The sequence below is a fragment of the Pseudomonas sp. ANT_J12 genome (assembly GCF_008370045.1).
GTDB lineage: Bacteria > Pseudomonadota > Gammaproteobacteria > Pseudomonadales > Pseudomonadaceae > Aquipseudomonas.
In genome coordinates, this window is record NZ_VOBN01000002.1 from 14,892 (window position 1) to 27,412 (window position 12,521).

A 12,521-nucleotide genomic window follows, 5' to 3' on the forward strand; every position below is an offset into this window, starting at 1 on the left:
ACAAAACCTGTAGGAGCGAGGCTTGCCCGCGAATGGGCGCTACGCCATCCGTACGCCAGGCGTCAGGGTCGCAGGCAACGTCAGGCTCGGCGTTTCCAGCGAAGCCACCGGGTACGCGCAGTAATCCGCCGCGTAGTAGGCGCTGGCGCGATGGTTGCCCGAGGCGCCGACGCCGCCGAATGGCGCGCTGCTCGCGGCACCGGTCAGCTGCTTGTTCCAGTTTACGATCCCGGCGCGGCTTTCCAGCCAGAACTGCTGATAACGCGCTTCGGAATCCGACAGCAAACCGGCCGCCAGGCCATAGTCGGTGTCGTTGGCTTCGGTGATCGCCGCTTCAAAATCAGCGTAGCGGATCACTTGCAGCAACGGGCCGAACAGCTCTTCGTCAGGACGATCGGCCACGGCGGTAACGTCGAGAATGCCTGGGGTCAGCAGCGCGGCTTGCGCCTGGGGCTGAGTCATTTCCAGCAGCGCCACCGCGCCGTTGCCCAGCAGATGTTCCTGGGCATCCATCAACGCTTTCGCCGCGCCAAGGGAAATCACCGAGCCCATGAACGGCGCCGGCGTCTGATCAAACGCACCAACATCAATCGTCGCGCTGACCGCCACCAGGCGCGCCAGCAATGCGTCACCCCAGGCACCTTGCGGCACCAGCAAGCGGCGGGCACAGGTGCAACGCTGACCGGCGGAAATGAAGGCAGACTGGATGATGGTGTAGACGGCGGCTTCAACATCCGCCACTTCGTCGACGATCAATGGGTTGTTACCGCCCATTTCCAGCGCCAGGATCTTGTCCGGGCGACCGGCGAATTGTTGATGCAGGTGATTGCCGGTGCGGCTCGAACCGGTGAAGAACAGACCGTCGATCCCCGGGTTCGCCGCCAGGGCGATCCCGGTTTCACGAGCGCCTTGCAGCAGGTTCAACACGCCCGCCGGCAGGCCGGCTTCGATCCAGCACTTGACCGTCAGCTCGGCGACTTTCGGCGTCAGCTCGCTGGGCTTGAACAGCACGCTGTTACCGGCCAGTAGCGCCGGCACGATGTGACCGTTGGGCAAGTGGCCCGGGAAGTTATAAGGACCGAACACCGCGACCACACCGTGGGGCTTGTGGCGCAACACGGCAGTGGCGTCGCCCAATGGGCCGCTCTTCTCGCCGGTGCGTTCGCGGTAGCTCTGAATCGAGATGGCAATCTTGTTGACCATGCTGGTGACTTCAGTCGCCGACTCCCACAGGGGTTTGCCGGTTTCTTCACCAATGCAGCGGGCCAGTTCGTCAGAATGATTTTTCAGCGCGGCGGCAAAGGCTTCCAGCACGCTGATGCGCTCGTCCAGGGTGCGACGGGCCCAGCCCGGGAACGCCTGACGCGCGGCTTGCACGGCGGATTCAACCTGAGCGGTGGTGGCGCCTTCGCCAGTCCACAACACTTGCTGGGTCACCGGGTTCAGCGATTGAAAAGCTTCACCCTGGCCAGCCAGCCATTCACCTGCGATGTATAGCGAATTCATTATTTCGACTCCCGAGCAGCGGACAACGGAACGGCGCGCACTTGATCGCCGGCGTTGAGTTGAAGACGTTTGGCGGTCAGCGGATCGACCACCAACGTACCGGCGGCGAAGCGTGCAGGTGCGGCAGTGATCCGGCAGTCTTCGCGCTTGCGGTTGTGAATCAGGAACGGTGTGGCGTCATCCCCCGGCGTACCGATGGCCAGCACCAGCGCCTGGCTGTCGCGCACGGCGCGGATCTTGCCGGTTTCGCATTCCACCGCCGGGCCAGCGTCGAAGATGTCGACGTAGCCCTGATAGCTGAAACCTTCGCTCTTGAGCATCGACAGGGCCGGCTCGGTGTCCGGGTGCACCTGGCCGATCACGTTGCGCGCATCTGGCGACAGGAAGCAGGTGTACAGCGGAAACTTCGGCATCAGTTCAGCGATGAACGCCTTGTTGCCCACGCCGGTCAGGTAATCAGCCTGGCTGAATTCCATCTTGAAGAAGTGCCGACCCAGGCTCTCCCAGAACGGCGAACGCCCGGCTTCATCGGACACACCGCGCATCTCGGCGATGATCTTGTTGCCGAACAGTTGCGGGAATTCAGCGATGAACAGCATCCGCGCCTTGGCCAACATGCGGCCATTGAGGCCACTGCGGTAATCGGCGTGCAGGAACAGCGAGCACAACTCGGAGTTACCGGTCAGGTCGTTGGCCAGGAATAGCGTCGGGATTTCGCGGTAGATGTTCAGCTCTTGCGAAGCGCTGACGGTCAGGCCGACCCGGAAGTTGTACCAGGGCTCACGCATGCCGACCGCGCCGGCGATGGCGGAAATCCCCACCACGCGACCGTTGTCGTCTTCGAGCACGAACAGGTAGTCCGCATCGCCCCGCCCGGCTTCGCCGCGAAAAGTTTTTTCGGCCCAGCCGACCCGATGGGCCAGACGTTCTTCGTTGGCAGGCAAGGTAGTCAGGCCGGTGCCGGTGCTGCGGGCCAGGTCGATCAGAGCGGGTAAATCGCTGCTGCGTACGGGACGAACGATCATGCTATCTCCTCAAACGGGCCGCTCGCGCCACCCGTGAAACTCTCAGCTTTTATAAGCAAGCTTAAACCGCGACCAGGCGCACGCTGGCACCTTCGCCGACGCCCAGGGCTTCGGCCGCTTCCAGATCCAGGGTCACGGGTTTGCCCGGCGCGTAATCGAGCTCGAGCAACACAGCGCGGTAATCCTGCAACTGAGCGTTGGCCACCAGGTATTGACGACCGGCGCCTTTGACCGGCTCACCGATTTTCACCGGGACCACACGGCTCTGGGCGATCGAGCGGATTCCCGAGACACGGGCGTGCAAGGTCGGGCCGCCGTCGAAAATATCGATGTAGTGATCAGTCTCGAAGCCTTCGCGCATCAGGATGTCGAACGTGATCTGCGCACGCGGATGCACCTGGCCCATGGCTTCTTGCGCGGAGTCCGGCAGCAGCGGCACGTAGATCGGGTAATGCGGCATCAGCTCGGCGAGGAAGGTCCGGCTCTTCAAGCCACACAGACGCTCGGCGGCGGCGTAGTTGAGGTCGAAGAAGTTGCGCCCGATGGCGTCCCAGAACGGCGAGTCGCCATTTTCATCGCTGTAACCGACGATCTCGGTCACCACGGAATCGGCGAAGCGCTCCGGGTGGCTGGCGACGAACAGCAGACGACCACGGGAGTTGAGTTCTGCCCACGGCGAACCCACCAGCTCCGGCTTCACGTAGAAACTGGTCAGCAAGCTGTTGCCGGTCAGGTCGTGGCACTGGGAGAGCACGTGGATCTTGTTATGAATCTTTAGCTCGCGGGAGGCGTGCACGAAGGTTTCATTACGGAAGCTGTAGAACGGCTCGGAATAACCGGCCGAGGCGACGATCGCCGAGCAGCCCGCCAGTTTGCCGGTGGCACTGTCTTCGAGGACGAAGAAATAGCTCTCTTCACCGTTGAAGCTGACTTCAGCGGAAAACGAGGCTTCGCTCGCCGCGATCTTGTCGCTCAGGCGTTCAACGTCATCCGGCAAGGAAGTGACACCAATCGGGCTGTCCGCAGCCAGACGCTGTACCTCGCCCAGATCAGCCATTTGCGCGGGGCGCATCACCAGCATGGTGTCACTCCTTTCTCGAAAAACTCTTATAGGAAAAATAGCCGGGTCAGTCCTGAAATCTCTCAGAGCCAACTGTGGGAGCCCTTGTGTGGCGAGGGGGCTTGCCCCCGTTGGGTCGCGAAGCGGCCCTAAATCAGTCACCACACTCTCGAATCAGAACGTGGAAACCGATTCACGATTGCTGCGCAATCGAACGGGGGCAAGCCCCCTCGCCACAACAAGCCCGCCCCCACATTGAAGCTAACCCGGCATAAAAATTTGGATCGACGCCTGAATTGTCAGGCGTCGAAGGGTGGATCAGGCTTGCGTCAGTTTTGCAGCAGCGCGCTCGAAACGATCCAGGCCGGCATCGATGTCGGCGTCTTCCACCACCAGGCTCGGGGCGAAGCGAATCACGTCCGGGCCGGCTTGCAGGATCATCAGGCCTTCACGCTCGGCGGCGTTGAAGATGTCCTTGGCCTTGCCTTTCCAGGCATCGCTCAGCACACAACCGATCAACAGGCCCAGGCCACGGACCTGGGTGAACAGGCCGTATTTCTCGCCGATCTGTTCCAGGCGCGCCTTGAACTTGTCGTGCTTGGCATTGACACCGGCCAGCACTTCAGGGGTGTTGATCACGTCGATCACGGCTTCCGCAACAGCGCACGCCAGCGGGTTGCCGCCGTAGGTGGTGCCGTGGGTGCCGACGACCAGGTGTTTGGCCAGTTCTTCGGTGGTCAGCATCGCCGCGATCGGGAAACCGCCGCCCAGGCTCTTGGCGCTGGTCAGGATGTCCGGGGTCACGCCGTAATGCTGGTAGGCGAACAGCTTGCCGCTGCGGCCCATGCCTGTTTGTACTTCGTCGAACACCAGCAGCGCGTTGTGCTCGGTGCACAGTTCGCGGGCACCTTGCAGGTAAGCCAGTTCGGCCGGCAGCACGCCGCCCTCGCCCTGGATCGGTTCCAGCACCACGGCGCAGGTCTTGTCCGAAACAGCCGCTTTCAAAGCCGCCAGATCGTTGTAAGGCACGTGGGTGATACCGGTGATTTTCGGACCGAAACCGTCGGAATACTTCGACTGGCCACCGACGTTCACGGTGAACAGGGTGCGGCCGTGGAAGCTGTTCAGCGCGGCGATAATTTCGTACTTCTCAGTACCGAAACGATCGAAGGCGACGCGACGGGCCAGCTTGAAAGCGGCCTCGTTGGCTTCGGCGCCGGAGTTGCAGAAGAACACGCGCTCGGCAAACGTGGCGTCGATCAGCTTATGCGCCAGGCGCAGGGCCGGCTCATTGGTGAACACATTGGACACGTGCCACAGCTTGTTCGCCTGCTCGGTCAATGCACTGACCAGCGCCGGGTGCGCATGGCCCAATACGTTAACGGCAATCCCGCCGGCGAAGTCGATCAGCTCGCGGCCAGACTGGTCCCAGACGCGGGAACCGGCACCACGCACAGGGATGAATGCGGCAGGCGCGTAGTTGGGAACCATTACCTGGTCGAAATCGGCGCGTTGTACCGCAGCGTGCTCAACGGACATCGGAGTCTCCTGAAGAGGAACACTCGCCTGAAACTGGCGAGCGATGAGGGGATTGTAAGGACAGTTTTCAGCCCGGCCTTGCCGCCAAGCGACAACTTCTTATAGCGCAAACCCCGGTTTCAGCCGGGTTTACGGCAATGCGACATATACCGTCGCAAAGGCGCAGTTTAAACCGATGCACGGGATGAGCGGCAGCGTGCGCGACATTAGATTTCAAGTGGTTGGCGAATGTGCGGTAACTATGTACCGCACCTGCGCGGTCGATTCGGTGTCTGCTGGCGTCCCCCAACCTGTTCAGGGACGAACCCGTGACTGATTCCAAAGCGCAGCCTCTATGGCCGCAGCATTTCGACAACCACTATGGCCACCTCGCCAACACCCTGCCCCGCTGGCTGATCGACGCCAGCCCTTCCCGCCGAGCCGCCCTGAGCGCCACGGCGCCGCAGATCCGCCAGGCCTTCAAAAACACCTCGCCTGCGCAACACCAGATTCTGAAGCGGCTGAACGCCAGCTACTGGACCGCCCAGAACAGCGTCGACCAGCGCCTGCAACAGCTGCAAGACCCGCGCGCCTTCGGCGAACCCTTGTTGCGCGACGCGTTGAAAAACCAATACGGCCTCGACCTGGACGTCAATCGCACGTTTTTGCGCCTGTACGTGCCCGCGTCGATTCCCTGGTTCCCGATCCAGTCCGGCGGTACCCGCGCCTGGACGGTGTCGCTGCTCGACGCCGCGCTGCACAACTTCGAGCCATCGGAGGCCGAAACCGATGCTTACGAGGCCAACTCCACCTACATCACCCAGCCCTCGGCGACCGGTCATTTCGAGGTGCTTGGGCACCTCAAGGATCGCCTGACGATTCCGGACTTTGTGCGCCTGTGCCGGGAACTGGATATCGGCCAGCAATATCAGGACTGGCTCGAAGACAACCTGGGGACGAGCAACCCGGTGACCCAGGCGGTGTTGCAACAGCAGGTCAAGGACAGCCACAAAGCAGCGCTGCGCCTGGCGCTGGAATTGGCGTTGATCGACGACCAGCCGTTAACACCGCACACCTATAACGCGATGCTTGGCGTGATCAATGAAGTGCCGGGCATGCTGCTCGACGGTAAACCGCTGCTGTGCCACGACCTGACGATCATGTCGGCCAGCGTGACCGGCATCCTGCTGTTCGCCCCCGACCTGGAACTCAACCGCAGTGCGGTGCCGGTGGTGGCGTACATCCCGGATGATCCCCAGGCGCCGCTCAAGCAATACCCGTCCACCGCGCACTTCATGGCCGACCTTAGCGGCAAACTGCGCTCGCCCGACTACCAGCGGTTTTTCAGTCGTTTCATTAATCACGCGGACCGCGGGTATTTTTTCGCCGGCCTCAACCAGCGCTTGTCCCGGATCACCTGGCACCCGCACAGCGTCGGCGACCCGCAACCGACCTGGCGCGAAAGCCCGGCACCGCACAGCAACCTGCAGTTTGCCTGCCACGCCATCAGCGGCAATCTGTGGCAACACCTGTATCAGCGCCAACTGGACAAGATCCTCAACGATGGCCGCACCCTGGCCGTCTCGACCGCCAGCAGTGACCAAAAGCAGCGCTGGGAACGCTGGGAATCCTTTACTCACATCGCGTCTACCCTGCTGCAGATTGCCGCGTTCGTTGCGGTGCCCTTCGTGCCCTTCCTCGGCGAGTTGATGCTGGCCTACACCGTTTACCAAGTGCTCGACGAAACCTTCGAGGGCATCATCGACTGGGCGCAAGGCCTGACCGACCAAGCCTTCGAACACACCATGAACGTGCTGGAAACCCTGGTGCAACTGGGGATCTTCGCCGCCGGCGCCACCGTGGCGACCCAGACGTTTCGCCAGGCGTTACCCAAGGCGTGGATTGATTTCATTGACCGCTTCACACCAGTCAAATCCACTGACGGTCAAACCCGCTACTGGAACGGCGACCTGGGGCCTTACCAACGGCAAACCCCGCTGCCGAGCGGCAGCCGCCCCAATGCACAAGGGTTGCACACCCTCGGCGAGCACACCTTGCTGCCCCTGGAAGACACGCACTATCAGGTTTCCCATGACGCCACTCGCGGCCAGTTTCGCATCGAGCATCCGACCCGACCCGAGGCCTACAAGCCGCGCCTGGAAACCAACGGCAATGGCACCTGGCACACCGAACTCGAACAGCCGCTGACCTGGGATCGCGCAACGCTGCTGCAACGCCTCGGACAGGTGGCCGACACACTCTCGGCCAGTGAACGCGAACAAGTGCTGCGAATCAGCGGCTATCACGAAAATGCCTTGCGCCGCATGCATGTCGACCATCAACCCCTGCCGCCGCTGCTGGCCGACACCCTCAAGCGCTTCAAGATCGACAAGGACCTGCAAACCTTTATCGAGCGCATCGCCAGCCAGGACCTGCGCACGTACCTCTCGGCCGACCCGCAAACCCAACTGCAATTGCTCACCGAGCAACTGCCATGGCCCCAGGGCAAAGGGCTGCGTTTGATCGACAGCAGCGGGCAAACAGCCTGGCGCAGTCACACCGGGTTGACCCAGGGCGCCCCGGTTTTTGACCTGCCGATGGGCCGTGGCGACGTGCTGGAAATGGCACTGAGTTTTCTGAACAAGGCAGAAATCAGAACCCTGTTCGAGGAGAGCTTCGGCGCCCCCGTTCTGGCGCTGGAGGCTCGCGCCGCGAACTTGCGTGCCCGCCTCGCGCGCATCGTGCAGGAACGGCGCGGCACCTTGTTCGAGTCCCGTTATCGCGCGCTGGAGCGCAACGTCGAGCCCCGGGCGCGGCGTCTGATGGACGAGGTTCGGGGCCTGCCGGCCAGTGTCGCCGAGGAACTGCTCAACAGCGCCAGCGGCAAAGACCTGCAACTACTGGAACAAGGCACGCTCAGCCGCGAGCTTCAAGAGCGGGCACGCTGGGCCCAGGAACACGTGCGAGCGGTGCGCGCCCGGGAAAGCCTGGAACTGTCCTCGCCGGACAACCCTGACACCGCTCGACTGGCCTTGCATTCATTGCCACGGCTGCCGGGTTGGTCGGGCCAGGTTCGCCTCGAGGTCACGCGCTACTCGTTCAGCGGCGAACGCCTCGACAGCATCGGCATGCCACAGGCCCCTGAGCGCAAAGTGCTGGTGCAACTGGAAGAAGGCGGTTACCAGGCCTACGACGAACGCGGCGAGGCACTGGCCAACCGCGAGGATTTCTACAGCAGCGTGCTGTGGGCGCTGCCGGACAGCGAACGCCAGCGACTGCAACTGCGCACCGGCCAGGGCCCACGGCTCAAGCAACTGGTGCGCGAACATGCGCTGGATCATGAGGCCTTGCAGAAAGTCTTATCCCCGCACCCGCTGCGCAAACCGCATTACGACCCGCACACCATGCGCCTGCCCGGCGGCATGGAGGGCTACCATCACCTGCAACCCGGAGCGCCTTCGCTGCAGGATCGGGTCCGCGAACTTTACCCGGCGTTTATTCCTGAAGAGGTCGACGCCTACGTGCAGGCCTTGCAGCAGCATCCCGATGGCGGCTGGATGGAACTGTCGCGGCGCTACCACGAATACAGGACGCTCCATGACGAACTGCACCTCTGGACCCTGGCCACCCCCTATTTCGACCAGCAAACCGGGGCCAGGCTCAGCATCGCCCAGCGCCTGGACGCCCTGCAAAACCGCAGGTTGCTGATGGAAGAATTGCAGCGTTGCTGGCGTCGGCAAACGGCCCTGAATGACGGCGACCTGGACGCAGGCGATCGCGGCTACATGTTCCGGTGCACCCGCCCGATCATCGGCGAACTGCCGGAGTTGCACGCCGACTTCAGCCACGTGTCGTTCCTGATTCTGGAGGGCCATCCGAACACCCGGGGCGGCGCAGCGTTTCTCAGTCACTTCACCGGCCTGGAACGCATCGAGGTTCGAAACCTGCCCCTGGCCACGTTCCCGGAATCCATCGCCCACCTGCCGAACCTGACCCAAATAGTGCTCAGCAACTGCGGCATCACCCTGACTGCCCAGACCCAAGCCACCCTCGGCTCGTTGAGTCGGCTCAAGGTGCTGGACCTGTCGAAAAACCCGCTGGGTCTGATCGTCAGCCCCCAGGCCATGACCTACCTGAGCTATTTCGACCTTGGCGACACTGGCCTGACCCAACTGCCGCCCGGTCTGCTGAGCCTGGAGCATCTCAATGGCGTCATCCTGCCGGACAACCAGATGACCGAACTGCCCCTTGAACTGTTCGACTTGCCCGCCAGCCAAGCCAGGGGCTTTGACCTCGGCGGCAACCCCTACGACGCCCAGACCCGGGATCGCGTGAAAGCCTATTTTCAAGCGAAGAACGAAGATTGGGGGATCTACGCCCCGCAAGCCGATCTGGAGCGCGCCGCCAACCTGTATCCGAAACTGGATCGCGAGATGGCCAGCGACTTCGTCTACCGACTGCCGGGCACGCTGGAGCAAGGACGTGTCGAACTCACACGCCTGGAAGCCGAGTACGACACGCTGACGACGGCGCTCGCCATCTGGACTGCCGACCTTCCCGCCGTCCACCCTGTCACTGGCCAACCCCTGACTGCGCAAGAAGAGCTGATCGAACACAGCACCCGTGACGACCTCAAGCGCATGATCGAGAAAGGCTGGCGCAAGGAGACGGAGCTGGATGATTTCAACGAAACCCTGGAAGCCTCCTATGAACTGGCCCTGGACTACGTGGTCATCGGCCAACTGCCGACACTGACCGCCGACTTCAGCCACGTGTCGCACCTCTACCTGCACAGCATGGATGGCGTGACCTCGGTCGGCGATGGTTTCCTGCGCTGCTTCCCCAATCTCGAAGGCTTGACCATTCGTGACTACCGATTGGGGGAGCTTCCGCAATCGGTGTTCCACATAGGCGCGCTCAAATCACTGGTCCTGCCGGATTGCGAAATCACTTTGACGGCCGACACGGTCCACGCGCTGGCGGGCATGGAGCACCTGGATTTCCTCGACCTGGGTGGCAACCCGCTGATGCTCGCCCCGGACGTCAGCCATATGCCTCAAATGGCCACGTTGATTCTCGATCACACGCAGATCACCGAATTACCCCCGGGCCTGCTGAACCTCACCGAGCTCGACATTGCCAACCTGAGCGACAACCGGATCGTCGAGCTACCCCACGCCATTCTGGAGACGCCGGTGGAGCTCGCTGAAAGAATCAACTTGCGCGGCAATCCGCTTTCCGAGCAGAGCCTGCAACTGCTGCTGGCTTACTTCAAGAACACCCACTGCGACTTCGGCGTGGAAGAGGTTATCCAACTGGCTGAATTGGAGGTGTCGGACTCGGAGGAATCGACGGTGGAAGACTGAATCGCGGCGCCAGCCCTGCTGGCGCACATCGACCGAATCAACCGCGCTCGGAAGGCACCGAGGACAATTCGAACGGACTGCTGCTGCGCCGCTGGTTGCGATCTTCCCGCGGCGTGGCGCCGAAGAAATTGCGGTAGGCGCTGGAGAAGTGCGGCCCCGAAGAGAAGCCACACGACAGGCCGATCTGGATGATCGACTTGCTGGTTTGCATCAACATCTGCCGGGCCTTGTTCAGGCGCAGTTCCAGGTAGTACTGGCTCGGCACGCGGTTGAGGTATTGCTTGAAGATCCGCTCCAACTGCCGGCGGGACACGCACACGTGCTGGGCGATTTCGTCGGTGGTCAGGGGCTCTTCGATGTTGGCTTCCATCAGCAACACCGCTTGGGTGAGCTTCGGATGGCTGGAGCCGAGACGGTTTTGCAGGGGAATGCGCTGGCGTTCGCCACCCTCGCGGATGCGTTCGACCACCAGTTCTTCCGACACCGCACCGGCCAGTTCGGCGCCATGGTCACGGGCCAGTACCGCCAGCAGCAAGTCGAGCACCGACAGGCCACCGCACGCGGTGAGGCGATCGCGATCCCAGTCGAACAAATGACTGGTGGCGATGACTTTCGGGAAGCGTTCGGCGAAATCGTCCTGCCAGCGCCAGTGCACGGCGGCGCGATAACCGTCGAGCAAACCGAGCTGCGCCAACGGGTAGACCCCGGCGGACAAACCACCGATCACACAACCGGCGCGCACCAGTTGTTTCAGCGAACTGCTGAGGGCTGGCGCGAGTGCGGTCGGCGGCTCATCGGCGAGCAAAAACAGTTTCTGGAAGTTTTCGAGCTTGCCGGCCCAGGGCTCACCGGGCAATTGCCAGGCACCTTCGGTCGGCGGTTCGGCCTGCAAGAACGACAGTTCGTAGACAACGTCCGGATGCACACGCTGGGCAACACGCAAGGCCTCCTCAGCCAGCGCAAGCGTCAGAGCTTTAGTGCTGGGCCAAATCAGGAAACCAATTCGATGGGCAGTCATGGCGGGCAATCCGAAACGAAAACAGTGATGAAGGCATGGGCCAATGCTAGCCCGTAAATGAACGCAAATCTCAAAACCAACAGCGATCCCTGTAGGAGCGAGGCTTGCCCGCGAAGGCGGTGTGTCATTCACAAATGATGTCGACTGACACGGCCTCTTCGCGGGCAAGCCTCGCTCCTACAGGGATCCAGGCCAGCCTTTAGGTCGCGAAGCATGCACTATCCCGGTGCACAACGGGAGCCCGGTTTACTTCAGGCTACCCGAGAGGAATTGTTGCAAGCGTTCGGACTGTGGATTGACCAGCACTTCACGCGGGTTGCCGCTCTCTTCAACCACACCTTTGTGCAGGAACACCAACTGGTTCGACACTTCACGGGCGAAGCCCATTTCGTGGGTCACCACCACCATGGTCCGGCCTTCCAGCGCCAGGGCCTGCATGACTTTGAGCACGTCGCCGACCAGTTCCGGGTCCAGAGCCGAAGTCGGTTCGTCGAACAGCATCACTTCAGGCTCCATCGCCAGTGCACGGGCAATTGCCACGCGCTGCTGCTCGCCGCCGGACATATGGCCCGGGTAAGCGTCTTTACGATGAGCCACGCCAACCTTATTCAGGTAGTGCTCGGCTTTCTCGCGCGCTTCGGCCTTGGTCATGCCGAGCACGTGGACCGGCGCTTCCATGATGTTTTCCAGCGCGGTCATGTGCGACCACAGGTTGAAATGCTGGAACACCATCGACAGGCGCGAACGCATGCGTTGCAGCTGTTTCGGGTCGGCGGCCTTCAGCGCGCCGTCCTTGTTCGAAACCAGTTTCAGCTCTTCGTTGTTGAGCAGGATCTTGCCCGCGTGCGGCTGCTCGAGCAGGTTGATGCAGCGCAGGAAAGTACTTTTGCCGGAGCCACTGGAGCCGATGATGCTGATCACATCGCCAGCCGCCGCTTTCAGGGACACGCCCTTGAGCACTTCGTGACTGCCATAGCGTTTATGCAGGTCTTGGACTTCAAGTTTGTACATGCGGTCGGTTCTCACAA

Annotated in this window: 7 protein-coding genes; 1 reads left to right on the forward strand and 6 read right to left on the reverse strand. The window is 62.0% G+C overall.

From position 1 onward, the window contains the following. Window positions 1-39 precede the first annotated feature (39 nt). The 4 genes from astD to FQ192_RS05945 all read right to left on the reverse strand — a co-directional run bounded on the left by astD (window position 40) and on the right by FQ192_RS05945 (window position 5,130). Complete coding sequence (gene astD, locus FQ192_RS05930) at window positions 40-1,509, reverse strand: succinylglutamate-semialdehyde dehydrogenase (protein ID WP_178129042.1); 1,470 nt, start codon at window positions 1,507-1,509, stop codon at window positions 40-42. Next, entirely contained in the window at window positions 1,506-2,531 is a 1,026-nt protein-coding gene (gene astA / locus FQ192_RS05935; protein WP_133837982.1) for an arginine N-succinyltransferase, read from the reverse strand. Before astA ends, astD begins: the two co-directional genes overlap by 4 nt. A gap of 61 nt (window positions 2,532-2,592) precedes the next feature. Then, complete coding sequence (gene aruF, locus FQ192_RS05940) at window positions 2,593-3,612, reverse strand: arginine/ornithine succinyltransferase subunit alpha (RefSeq protein WP_149657773.1); 1,020 nt, start codon at window positions 3,610-3,612, stop codon at window positions 2,593-2,595. Window positions 3,613-3,909: 297 nt separating this feature from the next. After that, the gene (locus tag FQ192_RS05945) at window positions 3,910-5,130 is read right to left on the reverse strand and encodes an aspartate aminotransferase family protein (protein ID WP_149657774.1); all 1,221 of its coding nucleotides are present in this window, start codon (window positions 5,128-5,130) and stop codon (window positions 3,910-3,912) included. A 308-nt stretch (window positions 5,131-5,438) separates the two neighbouring features. Here FQ192_RS05945 and FQ192_RS05950 point away from each other — a divergent pair, with 308 nt between their 5' ends. After that, the gene (locus FQ192_RS05950; protein ID WP_149657775.1) at window positions 5,439-10,475 is read left to right on the forward strand and encodes a dermonecrotic toxin domain-containing protein; all 5,037 of its coding nucleotides are present in this window, start codon (window positions 5,439-5,441) and stop codon (window positions 10,473-10,475) included. Window positions 10,476-10,512: 37 nt separating this feature from the next. Here FQ192_RS05950 and argR read toward each other — a convergent pair whose 3' ends face one another. Then, window positions 10,513-11,493, reverse strand: a complete 981-nt coding sequence (gene argR, locus FQ192_RS05955) for a transcriptional regulator ArgR (RefSeq protein WP_054044763.1) — start codon at window positions 11,491-11,493, stop codon at window positions 10,513-10,515. 246 nt (window positions 11,494-11,739) lie between these two features. Next, on the reverse strand, window positions 11,740-12,504 hold the full coding sequence (locus tag FQ192_RS05960; RefSeq protein WP_123407318.1) for an ABC transporter ATP-binding protein: 765 nt from the start codon (window positions 12,502-12,504) through the stop codon (window positions 11,740-11,742). Between the last annotated feature and the right edge of the window lie 17 nt (window positions 12,505-12,521).